The following is a 19,100-nucleotide window of genomic DNA, read 5'->3' on the forward strand; positions in this document are numbered from 1 at the left end:
GGTCTCACCCCATTTGAGAGTGGCATATGAACCGTCTTTGTTATCGTCTGATTTTCAACCGAGCACGCGGCCTGATCATGGCTGTGGCCGAGATCGTCAAGCCGATGGGGACGGGGAAATGTAGGGCGGCAGGGGCGGCGGCGGCATCGTCCGGCAGGCTCGGTGTCACGCTGCGTGGCATCGTCTGGGCCAGTTGGTGCGCGCTGGCCGGACCGGTTTCGATGGCCGAGGGCATCGTCGCGGATCCCAATGCGGCGGCGGCCCAGCGTCCAGGCGTGATCAATACCGCCAATGGCTTGCCGCAGGTGAATATCCAGGCGCCTGGCGCCGCCGGCGTCTCGCGCAATCAGTACAGTCAGTTTGACGTCAACCGGGGCGGGGCGATTCTGAACAACAGCGCCACCAGCGTGCAGACCCAGCTGGGCGGCTGGATCCAGGGCAACCCCAACCTCAACGGCGCGGCAGCGCCGGCGCGGGTCATTCTCAATGAGGTCAATAGCGCCAATCCAAGCCAATTGCGCGGCTTTCTGGAGGTGGCCGGCGGGCGGGCCCAGGTCATTGTCGCCAACCCTGCGGGCATTGTCTGCGATGGCTGCGGCACCATCAATGCCGGCCGGATGACCTTGACCACCGGGCGGCCGGAGCTGAACCCGGACGGCAGTCTGGCCGGTTATCGAGTGGAACGCGGCACCATCCGCATCGAAGGTTCCGGCATGCAGGCCGGCAGTACCGAATACGCGGACCTGATGGCGCGCGCGGTGGAGGTGCAGGCCGGTATCTGGGCGCAAAACCTGGCAGTCAGCGCCGGGCGCAACCGCGTCAGCGCGGATCACCAAAGCATCCAGCCGCTTGCCGCGGCGGACGCCGTGGACAAGCCGGGCTTCGCGATAGACGTAGCCCAGCTGGGGGGCATGTACGCCGGCAAGATTCGCTTGCTGGCTACCGAAGCCGGCGTCGGCGTGCGCAGCAGCGGCCAAATGAACGGCCGCGAGCAGCTGGTGTTGGACAGTGCCGGCCGCTTGAGCCTGAGCGGCCGGCAAAACGGCGGAGAGATCCAATACCGTGCAGCCGGGGACATCGACCATGACGGCGCCAGCTACAGCCAGAGCCGGCTCAGTGTGAACGGCGAGGGTGCGTTGAGGCATGGCGGCACCTTGGCGGCCGCCGGGGACATGCAGGTCCAGGCCCAGCGGCTAGAGGCTGGCGGAGATTTTGCCGCCGGCAGCGACATGGATGGCCGTGTAGGCGCATTCGGTACGCTGAGCCTGAAAGCCGATCAGCGCTTGCAGCTGAGTGGCCACGCGTTGGCCGGTTCCGCGCTGACGCTTGGCGCCGCCGCCATCGATGCCGCCGATGCCAAGTTGCGCGCAGGCGATCGCATCGATTTGAGAGCCGACGACGGGGTGCGTCTCAGCCGGGCTGTCTTGAACACCGGTCGTTTGACCGTGCGGGCCGGTGGCGGACTGGACAGCGACGGCGCCACCGTGCAGGCGTCCCAATGGCAGGTCCAGGCCGGCGCGCTCAACAACCGGGGAGGTGTCTGGGAGCAGATCGGCCACGGCAGTGGCGCCTTCCTCATCGGCCGGCGGCTGGATAATCGCGAAGGCCGCATCGAGGCCGACAGCCTGGAATTGACGCTGGGCCAGCTTGATAACGGCGGCGGCAAGTTGCTGGCCTTGGGCCGGGCGGCGCAAGCCTGGACCGTGCAGGACGCGTTTAATAATCAGGGTGGCCAGCTGGGAAGCAATGGCAATCTGAGTCTGCAGGCCGGCAGTCTGGATAATGGCGATGGCGCCGTGCAAAGCGCCGGCATGCTAGCGTTGCAAGTGAAGGATGCCGCCCGCAATCACGGCGGCAAGCTATTGGCGGCGGATGCGTTGAAGCTGGTGGCCGGCAGCGTGGACAACGGCGCTGGCGGACGGATTGACGCGGGTCAAGGACTGGTGCTGACGACAAGCGGTTCGTTGGACAATCGGGCGGGACAGATGACCGGCGCCGGCATCGAGCTGCAAGCCGGGGACATGGACAATGCCAACGGTGTGATAGAGAGTCGGGCCGGCTTGGTTCTCAGCGTCCAAGGCGGGCTGGACAACCGTCATGGCAAATTGCTGAGCGAGCAGGCGCAGGCGGTCAAGGCCGGCAAGCTGGACAACGACGAAGGTGAGATCGGCAGTCGCGCGGCGCTTGAGTTGCAAGCCGGCGCGGCCAGCAATCAGCGCGGTCGCATCGTCAGCCTGGGTGACGGTGACATCCAGTTGGACACGTTGAACAACGCCAACGGCAAATTGCAGAGCGGTGGCGCTTTGTCCTTGCAGGCGCAGGGCAGTGTCGACAATCAGCAAGGCCGCATCAGCGCCCAGCGTGGCATGCGGCTGGATGGCGACACGCTGGATAATCAGCAAGGGACGCTGACGGCGGGAGAGCGCATCACAGTCCGTGCCGGCCAGATGGACAACCGGAACGGCGCCGTGCTCAGCCAGCAGGGGCTGACCCTGAATCTCGACACACTCGATAACCGCGACGGCCAAATTCAGACGGTGGGCCAACTGACGCTCGATGCCGGCGGCCTGCTTGATAACCGGGGCGGCAAGCTGGTGGCGGACCAGGGTCAGCGGCTGCGCGCAGGCGAATTGAACAATCAGCGCGGCCTGGTCAGCAGCGGCCAGGCCTTGAGCATGGACGGCGGCGCCTTGCATAACCAGCAAGGCAGGCTGCTCAGCCGCGGCAACGCGAGCTACCAACTGACGCAGCTGTCCAACCAGGACGGCGAGCTGCAGAGCGGCGGCGCCATCCAGCTGGGCATGACCGGCGCGCTGGACAATGGCCAGGGCAAGATCGTCGCCGACCAAGGCCTGAAGCTGCAGGCGGCCTCGGTCAACAACGCGAGTGGTCTGCTCAGCAGCCGCGACACGTTGGCGTTGACGGCCGGCGAGCTGAACAACCGCCACGGCAGTCTGCTGAGTCTGGGCGATGTCAGCTTGGGCCTGTCCAGCTTCGACAACCAGTATGGCCAGATCCAGACTGCGGGGGCGCTGGACGCGAAGCTGAGCGGCCAGATCGACAACCGCCAGGGCAAGTTGATCGCCGACCGCGACCAGCGTTTGCGCGCCAGCCTGCTGAACAATCAGGGCGGCGCGGTCAGCAGCGGCCAGGCCTTGAGCCTGAGCGCAGGCCAGTTGGGCAACCAGGGCGGCAGGATGGTGGGACAGGGCGGCCTCAGCTTGGATCTGCAGCAAGATTACATCTTCCGCGACGGGGACACGCTGGCCAGCCAGGGCTCGCTGAGCTTGCGCACCACCGGCACGCTGCGCAATGAAGGCCAGTGGACCAATGCCGGCAGCGTCAGCCTGCAAGCGGCCGGCTTCAGCAATGCCGGCGGCGCCAAGCTGGCCGCGCGAGATCGTCTGGAGATCAACAGCGCGGGCCAGGCGGTAAACCAGGGCAGGCTGGATGCGGACCAGTTGACCTTGAATGCGGGCGCGCTGGACAACACCGGCATGATCAGCGGCCGCGACGTCGCCGTGGGCGGCGGCGTCATCGACAATCACGGCGGCCAGGCCGTGCTGGCGGCCACCCACAGCCTGGCGCTGAACGCCGGCTCCCGCCTCAGCAACCGCGATAGCGGCTACATCTACAGCGGCGGCGCGCTGACGTTGAGCAGCGGCGATCTGATCGAAAACATTTCCACCACGATAGAGGCGGAGGGCGATGTTTCAATCCGCGCCGCCAGGCTCAACAACCAGCGAAGCCATGTCGACATCCAGCGCGCGGCGGAATCCAGCGCTTACAGCTGGAACAAGTCCAACTTTTACTGGCGGTCCTGGGGCGCTTACGGCACCGGCGATCTGAGCGCCACCACCCAGAACTTGCCGTTCAACGACGCCGCGGCGGCCAACAGCCGGTACGGCACCGTCCTGCAGGTGGATGCCGCCAACAAGAAGGCCCTGGTGCGTTTCCAGGGCGACAAGCAGCTGTGGGTCAATTACAACGCGATCAAGCAAAACGCCAACGGCAGCTACGACATGAGCTTCTACGAAGGCCGCGCGTGCGAAGGACGCGGCGAGGTTTGCCCTTATCAGCAAGTGGTATATCGGGAGTTTACCAACGCCGGATGGGGGATCGACCAATGGGATCCCAACCGTTACGTCAATCCGCTGGAATTGAACGATATCGAGGACTTGTACAATTTTCGCGAGCGTTCGGCCAATGGCACCCGCACGGTGGACCGGCTGATCTCCGCCGGCGCGGCGGCCACGCTCAGCGCCGGCGGACAGATGCGCATTTCCGTCAGCGGGCAGTTACTCAATGACGCCAGCCGAATCGCCGCCAACGGCAATCTGGCCATCAATGGCCTGGATAACGGCGGCGGCGACGCCCGCGTGGTCAACCGCGCTTACTCCATCAACGAGCGCCGGCAGGAAACCGGGGTGGACCACTATGATCGCCACGTCGGCCATCACTGGTATCGTTCCTATACCTTGGACAAGACCACGGCGCTGGAGACGCTGGATGCCACCATCGCCGGCCATCAAGGCGTCAGCGTCAGCGCGCCCAATATCGAGAACATCACGGTCGCACCGGCCCAGGTCAGCGTGGCCGAGGCGGCTCAGGCCGCCGCGCAAGCGGAGCGGGCCAGCGGGAACAGCGGACAGGCTGTGCTTGAGCCGGTGGTCATCGCGCAGCACGATGCGCAAGCGCATCCGCTCAGGGGCAGCGCCGCCCGGCCGGGCCTGCTGGACCGTTTGCCCAATAACCAGCTGTTCCAGCAGAATCCCAGCCCCCAGGCGCCGTATCTGATCGAAACCGACAGCCGCTTTACCGAGTACGGCAACTTCGTCAGCAGCGATTACATGCTGAAGCAGCTGAATTACGACCCGGCCGGCGTGCACAAGCGGCTGGGCGACGGCTATTACGAGCAAAAGCTGGTGCGCGACCAGATTCTGGCGCTGACAGGCCGCCCCTCGCTGCGCGGTGACGACGCCACCGAGCAGTTCAAGGCGCTGATGAACCAGGGCGTCTCTGTGGCCAAGGACTTCAGCCTCACCACCGGCGTGGCGTTGACGCCGGCGCAGATTGCCGCCCTGCAACAAGACATCGTCTGGATGGTCAGCGAAACCGTCAACACCGCCAGCGGCCCGCAAACCGTGCTGGTGCCCACGGTCTATCTGGCGCACAACACCGTCGGCCTCAGCGGCGACGGCGCGGTCATCGCCGGCAAGGACCTCAATCTTTCCGCCTCCAGCCTGAGCAACAGCGGCAAGCTGCGGGCCGATCAGAGCCTGATCGCCAAAGCCGACGTCATCCATAACACCGGCGGCCTGATCCAGGCCGATACCGTCAAGTTGCTGGCCGACAGCCTGACCCTGGGTACCGATCTGCAGAACGCCGGCCGCCAGGCTGCCGTCAGCGGACGCGACATCAGCCTGAGCGGGCAGGACATTACGTTGAGTGGCGCGAAAGTCAGCGCCAGCGAAACGGCCAGCCTGTCCGCGGCCAATAATCTGACCATCACCACCGCCCGCAGCAGCCGGGATGGCGGCGTGGACTTGATGGCCGGACGAATGGGCAACCGCGACAGCAAGCTGGGTGGCGCGGTCGGCGGCAGCGGCGTCGCGCATTACAGCGGCCACTGGGAGCAGGCGCTGGGCTCCAGCATCCAGTCGGACGGCAAGCTCACCTTGAGCGCGGGCAAGGATCTGGAACTGACAGGCTCCCGCGCCGAGGCGAGCGGGCAACTGCTGGCCAGCGCCGGCGGCAATCTGACGGTGAAGGCGGACAAAACCACAAACAGCGGCAATCTCACCGCCAACAGCTCAAGCTCCAGCGTCAACTCCACCCATCGCGCCGATACCTTGCATGCCGGTCAGTTGAGCGGCGGCGCCGGCGTGGTCGCCATCGCCGGCAAGGACCTGACCGTCCAGGGGGGCGTTATCGACAGCCGGCAAGGGCAGACGCTGTTGTCCGGCGAAAAGGTCGATATCGTGGAAACGATGCGCCACGCAGAGGACGACGACAGAGAGAACGGGAAGCGCAGCAGCCAGCGCATTCAGAGCAGCAGCGATCTGGCGCTGGGCAGCAGGGTAGGCGGAGAGCGGGGCGTGACCATCCAGGCGCGCGACAGCGACCTGACCGTGCGCGGCAGTGCCGTCGAAAGCGACAAGGGCGCGCTGACACTCAGCGCACGCCGCGACATCGACATCGGCGCCGCCAATGAGCGCGAGACCGAGCTGTTGCAAAGCAGCAGCACCCGCAAAGGCGTACTCAGCAGCACGCAAAAGCAGACCCGCGCCGAATCGGACAGCGTCACCGCCAAGGGCAGTAGCCTGTCCGGCGACAGCGTCAGCCTGCAGGCCGGACGCGATCTGAATGTGACGGGCAGCAGCGTGGCCGCCACCGGCGACGTCGATCTGACGGCAGGCCGCGACGTCAATATCGTCGCCGCGGAAAACACCCAGTACAGCCACCGCGACGAGAGCGTCAAGACATCCGGTCTGATGAGCAGCGGCGGCATAGGCTTCAGCATCGGCAGTCAGCGGCAACGCGACCAGGTGGCGGAAACCGGCGTCAGCCATACCGGTAGCACGGTAGGCAGCGTGCTGGGCAACGTCAACATCGACGCCGGGCGCAATACGCTGATCAAGGGTTCGGATCTGGTCGCCGGCGGCGACATCGATGTGCTGGCGCAGAACATCCTCATCGAGGACGTGGCCAATCGTTATCAGCGCGACGAAAAGCATGAAGCCAGCAAGAGCGGCCTCACCGTCGCCCTGTCCGGCGTGGTGGGCGCCGCGGCCAATACCGCGGTGCAGCAGGCGCAGGACGCCGGCAAGGCCTCCACCGGCCGTCTCGCCGCGCTGCAAGGCATCCAGGCCGGCCTCTCCGGCTATCAGGCTTACCAGGCCTACCAGCAGGAAGCGCAGAAGCCAGGCGAAGAGCAAAGCTTCGTCGGCATCAGCCTGTCGGTGGGCAGCCAGAAGAGCGAAGCCCACAGCCAGCGCCAGCAAAGCCAGAGCCAGGGCAGCCAGCTGACCGCCGGCGGCAGCCTCAGCCTGACCGCCACCGGCAGCGGCGCCAAGGACGCCCAGGGTCAGGCGCTGGACGGCGACATCGGCATTACCGGCGGCCGCCTGAAGGCCGGCAAGGACCTGACGCTGGACGCCGCGCGCGACCTGCTGTTGCAGGCCGGCCACAATGAAGACCGCCAGAGCGGCAGCAACAGCAGCGGCGGCTGGAACGCCGGGGTCAGCTTTGGCTTCGGCAGCAGCGGCGTAGGCTTGTCCATCTTCGCCAACGCCAATAGGGGCAAGGGCAAGGAGGAGGGCCAGGGCAGCCGCTGGAACGAAACCGTGCTCAGCGCCGGCGACACGCTGAATCTGCAAAGCGGACGCGACGCGAGCTTGATCGGCGCGCAGGCCAGCGGCAAGACCGTGGTGGCCGACATCGGCCGCAACCTGACGCTGCAAAGCCTGCAGGACCAAGACCACTACCACAGCCAGCAAAGCAGCGTATCCGCCGGCGGCAGCTTCACCTTCGGCAGCATGAGCGGCAGCGCCTCCATCAGCGGCAGCCGCCAGAAGGCGGACAGCGACTTCCAGAGCGTGCAGGAGCAGACCGGCCTCTACGCCGGCCAGGGGGGCTTCGACATCCAGGTGGGCAGCCACACCCAGCTGGACGGCGCGGTAATCGCCAGCACCGCCAAGGCGGACAAGAACCGGCTGGACACCGGCACGCTGGGCTTCAGCAACCAGCACAACCAGGCCGACTACAAGGTGGAAAGCCAGAGCTTCGGCTTCAGCAGCGGCGGCAACATCACCGACTCGGCCAAGGGCACGCTGATGGGTCAGGCCGCCAGCAGCGTGCTGGGCGGCGGCAACAGCAGTGGCCACGCCGAATCCACCACCTACGCCGCGATCAGCGACGGCACGATCCAGATTCGCGATCAGGACAAGCAACAGCAGGACCTGAAGGACCTGAGCCGCGACGCCGAGCACGCCGCCAACGGCCTGAGTCCGATCTTCGACAAGGAGAAGGAACTCAACCGCTTGCAGGAGGCGCAGCTGATCGGCCAGATCGGCGCCCAGGCCACCCAGATCGTCGCCACCCAGATGATGATGGAGGAAAACGAGAAGGTACGGCGCAACCCCGAATACGCCAACAGCGAAAAGTACAAGGAGCAGCAAGACAAGTGGGGCACAGGTAGCGACTTCCAGAAAGCGGCGCAAGCCGCCACCGCGGCGCTGCAAGGCCTGGCCGGCGGCAATGTGCAGGCCGCCCTCAGCGGCGCCGCCGCGCCCTACCTGGCCGGCGTGGTCAAGAACATGACCGACGGCAACAAGGAAGCCAATGTGATGGCGCACGCGCTGCTGGGGGCGACGCTGGCGCAGTTGAAGGGCGAGAGCGCGGCGGCGGGAGCGGTGGGGGCCGGCGCGGCGCCATTGGTGGCCGAGTACTTGCAAAAGACTTTGTACCCTGGCGTGGACAGTTTGAGCGAAGATCAGAAGCAGACCCTCTCCGCGCTGACCACGATGGCGGGCAGCCTGGCCGGTTCGCTGGCGGGCGGTGACAGCGCCGGGGCGTTGACGGGTGCGCAGGCCGCTAAGAATGAGGTGGAGAATAACTACCTTAAACCTGCTCAGATCAAGCAAAAGGCCGATGAACTGGCTCAGGCCAAGACTCCAGAGCAAAAAGCGGCAATTGAGGCCCGCTTTGATAAAATAGATCAACAGCAACGTAGGGAGTTGGTTGCTGAATTGATGGGTAATGAATTGGGTGTCATGACGCCAACTCGGGCAGAGCAGATACGAGATGGTCTCAAACAAATGCTGTCCGACCCAACTTGTACTGGCCAATGTCGTCAAGACGTTCGTGCCAGCATTAATGAGCTTGATGTTCAGCTTAGCAATTACAAAAATCAGCAAAGCTGGAATACATATGAGCAGCCAAAACTAGACTTGGCTGATGGGGTGGTCGCTGCTATTGGGCTTGCAGGGCCCTATGTATTAAAAGGTGTGTTGTCAAATAATAAATTTTTACTCAAAGAGTTGTCATTGCAAGGCATTAAGCATACCCCGAGTGATGTTGTGAAAATAGCTAGAGACTCCAGTGGAAGGATAGTTTTTCTGGAGAAGGGGAACTCGAAGGCAGGGCTGCAACATATTATAGAAGCACATGGAAGTCAGTTTGCTCAAGTTGGTGTTTCAGAGAAGCAAATTCCAAGCGTTGTAATAAAAGCGGTTTCTGAAGGAAAGTTGGTTGGTTATCAAGGGGCCGGCTTGGGAAGGCCGGTTTATGAAACTACAATAAATGGGGTGAAATATAATTTGGCTGTTACAGTTGGTAATAATGGCTACATAGTAGGGGCTAACTTAAGAGGGAAGGTTAAGTGATGCATATAAAGCTTATGGCGGATTATGAATGCTATCCCCTTTGGGATCTTTCGCCAGAAGGGGGGGGGGACATATCTCCGGGTGATTTGCCAATATCCAAAGGTCTTAAAGAAGATATTTGCAAGTGGGCAGCTAGATTTGATGCTACATTAAATAGGGATGATCCTGTTTTGTCTGGGTTTGACAGTAAAGAGGAAGAGGAACGTTTTTCGGTGGATGGAGAGAGGTTAGCTGTGCGTTTACGTTCAGAGCTAGGAGGTGAGTATGAGGTTTTTTATCAGGAAGTAAAATGAAGTTTATAGCGATTTTGGTTAATTTAAATAGGAAATAGGGGACAGACCAGAGCGAAAGACGTCAGGGCTTTGGCTCCAGCGGCGATGGCAACGTCGCTGACTCGCTCAAGTGAAAAGCCTTCCCAAGCGAGGAAGGCTTTGTTCATTTCGCGGCGGCGGCCCACCCCGCCGCGGCTCGCTCGGGATGTTTGCCGCCCAGCGCCTCGATCAGGTGGTCGATGAAGGACGCGATTCGCGACGACACCGCCGTGTTGCGGTAATAGACGGCCTGGACCGGCTGGCGCATGTCCAGGGTGTCGGGCGCGAGGATTTGCACCAGGCGGCCGGATTCGCGATCCTGCTCGGTCATAAAGTCCGACAGGCAGACGATACCGGCGCCGTCCAGCGCCAGCTGTCTCAGCGTTTCGCCGCTGGAGGTGCGCACCGCCGGTTCTATCCGGTAAGCCTCGCCGTCTGTGCCCAGCAGCGGCCAGACGTTCAGCGTCTCGGGCTGGTTGAAGCCCAGAAGCGCGTGTTTGGCCAATGCTTCGACATTTGCCGGCTGGCCGTGGGATGCCAGATAGGCCGGGCTGGCCAGGACGCGCAGCCGGCTGTGGCCGATCAGGCGGCTGTGCAGCGTCGAATCCTTCAGCTGGCCGATGCGGATCGCCACGTCGGTGCGCCGCTCCAGCAGGTCGATGATGCCCTCGTTGCTGTTCAGCTCCAGCTCCACCTGCGGATAGCGTTCGCGATAGCCGCGCACCAGCGGCACGATTACGTGCAGCATGAACGGCGTGGCGGCGTCCACCCGCAGTCGTCCGGACGGCTGTTCGCGCCGCGCCAGCATTTGTTCTTCCGCGCTGTCGACCGAATCGATGATGGCCCGCGCGCTGTGCAGGAAGGTCCGGCCTTCCTCGGTCAGCTCCAGCCGGCGCGTGGTCCGGCGCAGCAGCGTGGTTTTCAGCTTCTCCTCCAGCCGGGCCAGCGAGCGGCTGGTCGCCGATACGGTGAGGTCCAGCTGCTGGGCCGCGGCGGTGATGGAACCGGTGTCCACCACAGTGGCGAAGGCCTGCAGTTCGTCCAGCGTGATTTTCATTATTGAATTTTATTCAAAAGAGTTTCGTTTATAAGCTAGTTTTTTCGCAAAAGTAAAGCGGGCACACTGCGTCCATTCCTCACGGACCCATGGATGCCCATCATGCCACTCGCTTTACTCGCGCTGACGATCAGCGCCTTCGCCATCGGGACGACCGAGTTCGTCATCGTCGGCCTGATTCCGACGATCGCGGCCGATCTCCGGGTGGGCCTGCCTTCGGCCGGCCTGCTGGTCAGCCTCTACGCGCTCAGCGTCGCCGTCGGCGCGCCGCTGCTGACTGCGCTGACCGGCCGCGTGCCGCGCAAGACGCTGCTGGCCGCGCTGATGGCGCTGTTCACTGTCGGCAATCTCGTCGCCTGGCGCTCGCCCGGTTATGAATCGCTGATCGTCGCGCGCGTGCTCACCGGCCTCGCCCACGGCGTATTCTTCTCGGTCGGCACGGTCATCGCCACGACGCTGGTGCCGAAGGACAAGGCCGCCAGCGCGATCGCGACGATGTTCAGCGGGATGACGGTGGCCTTCGTCGCCGGCATTCCGCTCGGCACCTTCATCGGCCAGCATTTCGGCTGGCGCGCCACCTTCCTGGTCGTCGCGCTGTTCGGCCTCGTCGCTTTCGTCGGCGCGCTGGCCTTCGTGCCGCGCCGCCTGGCGCAGGCCGCGCCCGCGCCGCTGGCCCGGCAATTTAGCGTGCTGACGCAACCGCGCCTGCTGCTGGTCTACGCGATGACGGCGGTCGGCTACGGCGGCTCGCTGATCGCCTTCACCTATATGGCGCCGCTGCTGGAGCGCATCGCCGGTTTCACGCCGGCCCAGATCAGCCTGGTGCTGGTCGGCTACGGCGTGTCGGTCGCCTTCGGCAATGTCTGGGGCGGCAGGCTGGCGGACCGCGCCGGCCCGGTCAAGGCGTTGAAGCGGATCTTCCTGTTGCTGGCGCTGGTGCTGCTGGCGCTGACCTTCACCGTCCACATCGCCTGGCTGGCGGCGTTGACGATGCTGGCCTGGGGCGCGGTGGCCTTCGGCAACGTGCCGGGCCTGCAGGTCTATGTCGTCAAGCAGGCGGGGCATTTCGCGCCGGAGGCCGCCGACGTCGCGTCCGGCTTCAATATCGCCGCCTTCAATCTCGGCGTCGCCGGCGGCGCTTCGCTGGGCGGGCTGATCGTCGAGCGCGTCGGCCTGGTCCATACGCCGTGGATCGCCGCGGCGGTGACGCTGGGCGCCTTCGCGCTGACGGCGCTGAGCGGCGCGCTGGACCGGCGCGACGGCCTGCCGGCGCGCACGGCCGGGCCCGTCGAGCTGGCGCATTGAGCGCCTGTCCACGGTCTGTTTCCGGCGGTGGCGCCGCACGGCCGCCATCGACTTCCCATCTTTCCCACGGAGAACCCATATGAGCACCATCCCCGCTTTCGGCCTCGGCACTTTCCGCCTGCAAGGCCAGACCGTCATCGATTCGGTCCGCAACGGCCTCGAACTCGGCTACCGCGCGATAGACACCGCCCAGATCTACGGCAACGAGGCCGAGGTGGGCGAGGCGATCGCCGCGTCCGGCGTGCGCCGCGAAGAGCTGTTCCTGACGACGAAGATCTGGGTCGACAACCATGCGCCCGAAAAGCTGGCGCCCAGTCTGGAGGAAAGTCTGGCCAAGCTGCGCACCGACTATGTCGACCTGACGCTTATCCACTGGCCGGCCCCCGGCAAGGGCGTGTCCGTCGAGGCCTTGATGACGGCGCTGGCCAGCGCCAGGGAGCAGGGCCTGACGCGCCGGATCGGCATCTCCAATTTCAATATCGAGCTGACCCGGCAGGCGATCGCCGCGGTGGGCCGGGACGCGATCGCGACCAACCAGATCGAGTTGAGCCCTTATCTGCAGAACCGCAAGCTGGTCGACTTCCTGCGGGGCGAAGGCATACACGTCACCTCCTACATGACGCTGGCTTACGGCAAGGTGCTGGACGATCCGGCGATAGCCGAGATCGCGCGACGGCATCGGGCGACGCCGGCCCAGGTGGCGCTGGCATGGGCGTTGCGGCTGGGCTATTCGGTAATCCCGTCGTCGACCAAGCGGGAGAATCTGGCCGGCAACCTGCTGGCGCAGAGCCTGCGCCTGAGCGGCGAGGACATGGCCCAGATCGCCGCGCTGGAGCGCGACGGCCGCGAAGTGAACCCTGCCGGCCTGGCGCCGCAATGGGATTGAGCGCGCCGCGCCTCGATTTGAATGGACCCGTCCGCGGCCGGCAGGCCGCGGCGAAGACAGGACAAGCACGATGATGAAAGACCCTCTGTTCCAAGTACTGCGGCTCGGCGCGCTGACGCTGCCCAACCGCATCGTGATGCCGCCGATGACGCGTTCGCGCGCCAGCCAGCCCGGCGACGAGGCCAACGAGCTGATGGCGGCGTATTACGCGCAACGCGCCGGCGCCGGCCTGATCGTCGGCGAAGGCACTTATATCTCGCCGCTGGCCAAGGGCTATGCGTGGACGCCGGGCATCCACACGCCGGTGCAGGTGGCCGGGTGGCGCAAGACGACCGACGCCGTGCACGCGGCCGGCGGCCGCATCTTCGCCCAGCTCTGGCATGTCGGCCGGCTCAGCCACAGCAGCCTGCTGGGCGGCGAGCAACCGGTGTCGTCGTCGGCCATTCGGGCCGTCGGCGTCAATGTGTTCATCGCCGGCGAGGATGGCAGCACGCCGGGATTCGTCGAGGCTTCGGCGCCGCGCGCGCTGAGCGTCGCCGAGATCGGCGAGGTGGTGGAGCAATACCGCGCCGCCGCCCGCAACGCGATGGCCGCCGGCTTCGACGGCGTCGAATTGCACGGCGCCAACGGCTATCTGGTGAACCAGTTCATCGATTCGAACGCCAATGCCCGCACCGACGAGTACGGCGGTTCGCTGGAGAAGCGGCTGCGCTTCCTCGGCGAAGTCGCACAGGCCTTGATAGACGGTTGCGGCGACGCGTCGCGCGTCGGCATCCGCCTGGCGCCGCTGACCACGCTGAACGGCTGCGTCGACGACGATCCGGAAACCACCTACCTGGCGGCGGCCAGGCTGCTGGGCGAGCTCGGCGTCGGCTATCTGCACATCGCCGAGGCCGATTGGGACGATGCGCCGCTGATGCCGATGGCCTTCAAGCAGCGGCTGCGCGAGGTCTTCCCCGGCGTGCTGATCTACGCCGGCAAGTACACGGTGGAGCGGGCGCGCGACGCGATCGCCGCCGGCTGGGCCGATCTGATCGCCTTCGGCCGGCCCTTCGTCGCCAATCCGGACCTGCCGGAACGCTTGCGCACCGGAGCGCCGTTGGCGCAGCACGACCGCGCCACCTTGTTTGGCGGCGGCGCGCGCGGGCTGACCGACTATCCGGCCTTGGCCGACGCTTCGGCCTGAACGGGAAAGAGCCATCGTCGGATGGCTCTTTTTTTGCGGCTCCCGGCGCGCCGGCCGGGGCGACGGCCCGTCAGCCGAAGATCAGCCGGCCGGCCATCAGCACGAACACGCCGCCGAGCAGGCCTTTCTGCAGCCCCGCCATCTGGCGGCGGCCCTTCAGGCGGCGGGCGATGCCGCAGGCGGCGAAGGCATAGGCGGTGTCGAAGCACAGCCCGACGGCGACCAGGATGACCGCGAGCAGCGCGAACTGCGGCAGCACCGCGCCGTGTGCCGGCGACACGAATTGCGGCAGGAAGAGGGCGCAGAACATCAGCGCCTTCGGATTGAGCAGATTGGTCAGGAAGCCGCGCGCGACCGCCGCGCGGCCGGACTCGCTCACCTCGGGCGCGTTTTCCGGCGCAGGCTTGGCGCGCACCACCTTCCATGCCAGCCACAGCAGATAGCCGGCGCCTATCCAGCGCACCGCGTCGAACAGCACCGGGTGCGTGGCCATCAGGGCGGCGAGGCCCAGGCCGGACATCATCACGTGCAGGAACCGGGAAGCGGCGATGCCCAGCGCGGTCAACAGGCCGGTGCCGACGCCGCGGCTGGCCGAGGTGGCCATCACCAGCGCCATGTCGGGACCGGGCAGGATATAGACGGCGACCAGGGCGGCGAGATATAGCGACAGCACGGACAAGGACAGCATGGCGGACTCCTGCGCGGGATGAGCGATGCGGCTAGTGTGCGCCCGGCCAGGTGAAATTGCTTTGCTTTCTCTTGCGTTGCTGCGCTAGATTTGGAAAGACTATTTCCATTTGCGCGCGGGTAATAAATGAATCTTCCAAAATCAGCTATCGATGATGTAGATCTTGCCTTGATGGCCCTGCTGCAGAAGGATGGCAGGCTGTCCAATGCGAAGCTGGCCGAGCAGGTTGCGTTGAGCGAGACGCCGTGCTGGCGCCGGCTGAAGCGGCTGGAGGCCGATGGCTATATCGAGGGCTACCAGGCGGTGTTGAGCCGCAAGAAGCTGGGCTACGGGGTGCTCGCCTTCGTGCAGATTGGTTTCGGCAGCCATATCGGCGAGGCGCCGCTGCGCTTCGAGGAGATGGTGCGGGCGATTCCCGAGGTGCTGTCCTGCCACAATCTGACCGGCGAGTGCGACTACCTGCTGCAGGTGGTCGCCGAGGACCTGGAGTCGTTCGGCGTCTTCGTCCGCGACGTGTTGCGCGAGTTGCCCGGGGTGTCGTCCATCCGTTCCAGCCTGTCGCTGCGCGAAGTGAAGATGTCGGGCCGGCTGCCGGTGGGCGAGCGTTGAGCGAGGTTCCGGCCGCCGCGAGCGCCGGCCTTGATGGCGGGTTTGGAACAGTCTGGCAGGGCTTTCGCCATGCCCGATGATGCGGTGACAAGGCGGAGGGCGCGCCTTATTTCGATTCCGCTCGCCTATTGTCATTGGCTTCAGGTGGCGGAGAGGAAAATAACAAGCCGAACAGTTTCGCGGCCGCGTTGGCGGGCTTCCCTGTCTGAATCTTGCCGGGGCCGGCGTTGCGAATCGGCATCGACGGGTTGGATTGTTGCTCCGAATACGATGCCATGACTTTTTTTACATAGTTTTGTGTTTCCGGGTAAGGCGGGATTTTTCTGCCATGTTTTCGCACCGCGCCTTCGCCCGCGTTATACCCGGCGATGGCAAGCTCCAGGTCATTTTCGAAGTGGTTCAGCAGCCATTTCAAATAACTGGCGCCGGCGCGCAAATTATTCTCCGGGTCCATCAAGTCGGTATATCCAAAGCGCTTTCCGGTTTCCGGCATCACTTGCATCAGGCCCCGGGCGCCCTTCGACGAGACGGCTTGCGGCCGATAGCCGGATTCAACCTTGATGATCGCATGCAGAAGCTTGGGATCCAGGTCGAACTCATTGGATATCCTGTGGGCCAGCGGAAAATGCGCAGTCGCGCTGTCTTGAGGCATGGCCTTTGCCGTCGGGCCGGAGGCCGCCGGCGCGGCGTCGGGGGGCGGCGCCGATTCGGGATTGCGGGTCCAGACCAGGGGCGCGGATGGGGAGGAGGGCGCTTCGGCAGCTGGGGATGCCCAGGCATGCGGCGCAAGACAGGCCAGCAGGCAGCATGATCCGGCGCGGAGGATATGCTTTGTATCAATCATCTTCGTCATCGTCATAGTTCAGATTCATGGCCATGCGCAGGATCTGCGCCACGGGCTCGAACAGCTCGGCGGAGATATAGCCGCCGATCTTGGTTTTGGCGGCCAGCGCGCGCGCGACTCCGATGTTTTCCACCACCGGGATGCCGGCTTTCTCGGCGAGCTTGACGATATGCAGGGCCATGGCGTCGTGGCCGATCGCGGTCACTTGCGGCAGCGGCGTTTCGCCGGGTTCATATCGCAGACAAACCGCGATATGGGTGGGATTGCGGACCACCGCGGTGGATTTGGCCACATTGCCGGCCAGGCTGCCGCTTTGAATCTCGCGATGCGCTTCCTTGCGCTTTTGCTTGATTTCGGGGTTGCCTTCCGAGTTTTTGAATTCCTGCTTGATGTCTTCAAGCGACATCATCAGTTGCTTGGTCGTGTTGTAACGCTGGAAGGCGAAGTCGGCGATGCCGAAGATGATGTAGAAGCCGATCAGCGAAGCCCACATCCAGAACAGCAACTGGGTGCTGACGCGCATGCCGGTCGCGACGTCGCTCAGCGGCAGGAATTGAATGGACGGGCTGTATTGCCGCAGCAGGTAGAAGAAGATCAGCGACAATATCGTCACTTTGAACACGGATTTCATGAACTCGAACAGGCTGCGCATCGAGAACATCTGCTTGAGGTTGGCGACCGGGTTCAGCTTCTCCAGCGACGGCTTCAGCGCTTCCGTCGCCAGCAAGGGGCCGATCTGCGCGATGACCGCCGCAATGGTCATGACAATGACCAGCACGGCGATGCCGCCGAGAAAACGGATGGCCAGTTCGAGGAAGGCGCCGGTCAATTGATTGATGCCGAAGACGAGGTTCTGGTTGACGACGCTGATGGCGACTTCGACCATCGACTGCAGCGCTTGCAGCAGATGAGGGCCTTCGAAGCAGAAATACGCCAGCAATACGGCCAATTGCACCCCGCTGGTAATCTCGACGCTCTTGGCCACCTGCCCCTTGTTGCGGGCGTCGCGTATTTTCTTGGGGGTGGGTTTTTCGGTTTTCTCGCTCATCGCAACTGCCTCAGCAAGTCGTCGGCCAGTCGGGTGAAGTGCGCGCTGTAATCCAGCAGGCCATTGAAGGCGAAGCTCAGGCTGACGATCAGCATCAGCAGCGCGAACGCGCTCTTGATCGGCATGGACAGGAAAAACACGTTCAATTGCTGGGCCGAACGGTTCACCAGACCCAGCGCCATGTCCACCAGCAGGATGACCACGATGGCGGGCATGGAAAAACGCAGGCATAGCTCGTACATCAGCTGCCATTGCCGATAGAAAAACGACAGGGCCTCGGGCGAGTAGCGGATGGCGGCGCCGGGCGGCAGGGTGACGTAGGACTGGTAAATCGCCTCAAGCAATTCATTGAAGCCGCCGCTGATCAGAAACAGCACGCCGAATATCTGGGTGAACAGCAGGCCGAACAGCGAAGACTGCTGGCCCAGCAAGGGGTTCAGCACGCTGGCCATCGACGAGCCGCGCATGGTGTCTATCAGGAATCCGGCCATGTCCAGCACCCAGAACGGGATGGCCGCGCAGAAGCCTATCATCAGTCCGATGCACAACTCGCCGGCGGCAAGCAGGATGTAGCCCCAGGCGCCGGCGGCGGGCAGCGGCCACTGCGGGTAAACCGGCAGCAGCGGCAAGGCGATCATCAGCACCAGGGCGTTGCGGATCAGCGCGCCGCCCAGATTGGCGGTGCTGAACAGCGGCATCAGCAGAAAGACGCCCAGCGGGCGCAGCATGCACAGGCCGAGCACCGGCAGCCATTGCGTCCAGTAAGCCACGTCAGTCCCGCATTTGCGTGATTTGCTCGAACGCGAGTCCGGCGTAGTTGAGCAGCACATCGCCCATCCAGTGATAGGTCATGGCCAGCGTGACCGACACGGCGAGCAGCTTGACCAGGAACTGGATGGTCTGATCCTGTACCTGGGTCAGCGCCTGCACCAGGCTGACCAGCACGCCGACGAAGGAGGCGACGACGACGACCGGCAGGGACAGCAGCAGCACCAGCCACATCATCTGCGTGGCGAGTTGGGCGATCATGGCTTCGCTCATCTTGATCTCCCCGCTCAGGAAAAGGAAAGAACCAGCTGACCCAGCAGCTTTTCCCAGCCGTTCATCAGCACGAACACCAATAGCTTCAACGGCATGGAAATGGTCATCGGCGACACCATCATCATGCCCATGGCCAGCAGCACATTGGACACCACCAGGTCTATCGCGACGAAGGGCAGGAACAGCAGCAGGCCGATCTTGAACGCCTCGATCAGCTGGCTGACGGTGAAGGCCGGCATCAGCACCAGCAGGGAGTTGTCCGGAATCCGCTTCTGGTATTTCTCCGGCCAGATCTGATGGCCGATGTCGGCGAAGAAATGCACCTGCTCCGGCGTGGTATTGCGCTCCAGGAACGCGCGGTATGGCGTGAATACCCCGGACTCGACCTGCTGGATGAAGGCCGGGGATTCGATCTTGATCGGACGGGCGATCAGGTTGTCCTGAATTTCCAGGCCGATAGGCGCCATGATGAACAGGGTCAGGATCAAGGCCAGCCCGTACAGGGCGATATTGGGCGGAATCTGCTGGATGCCCAGCGCGTTGCGCAACAGCGCGAACACTACGGCCAGCTTGAGAAACGAGGTGCCCAGCACGACGAGGAGCGGCAGGATGGACAGCGCGAACAGCAGGACGATCAACTGCAGGGGTTGGTCTAGCAAGGACATGGGGAAAACCGGCTTAACATTGATTATCCGCATTATTCATTTGTGACGGCCGGTCTCCCATCGGGTGGAGACCT

13 protein-coding genes are annotated in these 19,100 nt (G+C 64.0%); 6 read left to right on the forward strand and 7 right to left on the reverse strand.

The features are described 5' to 3' along the window. Positions 1-26 precede the first annotated feature (26 nt). The gene (locus tag CXB49_RS07335) at positions 27-9,386 is read left to right on the forward strand and encodes a hemagglutinin repeat-containing protein (protein ID WP_101707781.1); all 9,360 of its coding nucleotides are present in this window, start codon (positions 27-29) and stop codon (positions 9,384-9,386) included. Then, positions 9,386-9,679 carry a hypothetical protein gene (locus CXB49_RS07340; RefSeq protein WP_199406798.1) on the forward strand — a complete coding sequence of 98 codons (294 nt, stop codon included), beginning with the start codon at positions 9,386-9,388 and terminating at the stop codon, positions 9,677-9,679. Before CXB49_RS07335 ends, CXB49_RS07340 begins: the two co-directional genes overlap by 1 nt. Positions 9,680-9,821: 142 nt before the next feature. On the opposite strand, the gene CXB49_RS07345 is transcribed toward CXB49_RS07340, so the two are convergent. Then, positions 9,822-10,754 carry a LysR family transcriptional regulator gene (locus CXB49_RS07345; protein WP_101707782.1) on the reverse strand — a complete coding sequence of 311 codons (933 nt, stop codon included), beginning with the start codon at positions 10,752-10,754 and terminating at the stop codon, positions 9,822-9,824. A 102-nt stretch (positions 10,755-10,856) separates the two neighbouring features. Between CXB49_RS07345 and CXB49_RS07350 the strand changes: the two genes are divergently transcribed. The 3 genes from CXB49_RS07350 to CXB49_RS07360 all read left to right on the forward strand — a co-directional run bounded on the left by CXB49_RS07350 (position 10,857) and on the right by CXB49_RS07360 (position 14,131). Next, positions 10,857-12,059 (forward strand): MFS transporter, encoded by a 1,203-nt coding sequence (locus tag CXB49_RS07350; RefSeq protein WP_101707783.1) that lies wholly within the window; start codon positions 10,857-10,859, stop codon positions 12,057-12,059. A 79-nt stretch (positions 12,060-12,138) separates the two neighbouring features. Beyond that, complete coding sequence (dkgB, locus tag CXB49_RS07355) at positions 12,139-12,945, forward strand: 2,5-didehydrogluconate reductase DkgB (protein ID WP_101707784.1); 807 nt, start codon at positions 12,139-12,141, stop codon at positions 12,943-12,945. Between the two features lie 70 nt (positions 12,946-13,015). Then, on the forward strand, positions 13,016-14,131 hold the full coding sequence (locus tag CXB49_RS07360) for an alkene reductase (protein ID WP_101707785.1): 1,116 nt from the start codon (positions 13,016-13,018) through the stop codon (positions 14,129-14,131). A gap of 70 nt (positions 14,132-14,201) precedes the next feature. Here CXB49_RS07360 and CXB49_RS07365 read toward each other — a convergent pair whose 3' ends face one another. Further along, a complete protein-coding gene (locus CXB49_RS07365; RefSeq protein ID WP_101707786.1) occupies positions 14,202-14,819 on the reverse strand; it encodes a LysE family translocator in 618 nt (205 codons plus the stop codon). A 126-nt stretch (positions 14,820-14,945) separates the two neighbouring features. Here CXB49_RS07365 and CXB49_RS07370 point away from each other — a divergent pair, with 126 nt between their 5' ends. Then, a complete protein-coding gene (locus CXB49_RS07370; RefSeq protein ID WP_101707787.1) occupies positions 14,946-15,428 on the forward strand; it encodes an Lrp/AsnC family transcriptional regulator in 483 nt (160 codons plus the stop codon). A 106-nt stretch (positions 15,429-15,534) separates the two neighbouring features. On the opposite strand, the gene CXB49_RS07375 is transcribed toward CXB49_RS07370, so the two are convergent. Genes CXB49_RS07375 through sctR form a run of 5 tightly spaced genes read right to left on the reverse strand, consistent with a single transcriptional unit; the run spans position 15,535 to position 19,026 of the window. Beyond that, the gene (locus tag CXB49_RS07375) at positions 15,535-16,281 is read right to left on the reverse strand and encodes a lytic transglycosylase domain-containing protein (RefSeq protein ID WP_199406799.1); all 747 of its coding nucleotides are present in this window, start codon (positions 16,279-16,281) and stop codon (positions 15,535-15,537) included. Beyond that, complete coding sequence (locus CXB49_RS07380; RefSeq protein WP_101707789.1) at positions 16,265-17,320, reverse strand: EscU/YscU/HrcU family type III secretion system export apparatus switch protein; 1,056 nt, start codon at positions 17,318-17,320, stop codon at positions 16,265-16,267. The genes CXB49_RS07375 and CXB49_RS07380 overlap by 17 nt, the downstream gene beginning before the upstream one ends. Further along, complete coding sequence (gene sctT, locus CXB49_RS07385; RefSeq protein WP_101707790.1) at positions 17,317-18,090, reverse strand: type III secretion system export apparatus subunit SctT; 774 nt, start codon at positions 18,088-18,090, stop codon at positions 17,317-17,319. Before sctT ends, CXB49_RS07380 begins: the two co-directional genes overlap by 4 nt. A 1-nt stretch (position 18,091) precedes the next feature. Then, positions 18,092-18,361 carry a type III secretion system export apparatus subunit SctS gene (sctS, locus tag CXB49_RS07390; RefSeq protein WP_101707791.1) on the reverse strand — a complete coding sequence of 90 codons (270 nt, stop codon included), beginning with the start codon at positions 18,359-18,361 and terminating at the stop codon, positions 18,092-18,094. Between the two features lie 14 nt (positions 18,362-18,375). Then, positions 18,376-19,026 (reverse strand): type III secretion system export apparatus subunit SctR, encoded by a 651-nt coding sequence (gene sctR, locus CXB49_RS07395; protein WP_101707792.1) that lies wholly within the window; start codon positions 19,024-19,026, stop codon positions 18,376-18,378. Positions 19,027-19,100: the final 74 nt, after the last annotated feature.

Origin of the sequence: Chromobacterium sp. ATCC 53434, assembly GCF_002848345.1 — a bacterium.
Classification (GTDB): Bacteria; Pseudomonadota; Gammaproteobacteria; order Burkholderiales; family Chromobacteriaceae; genus Chromobacterium.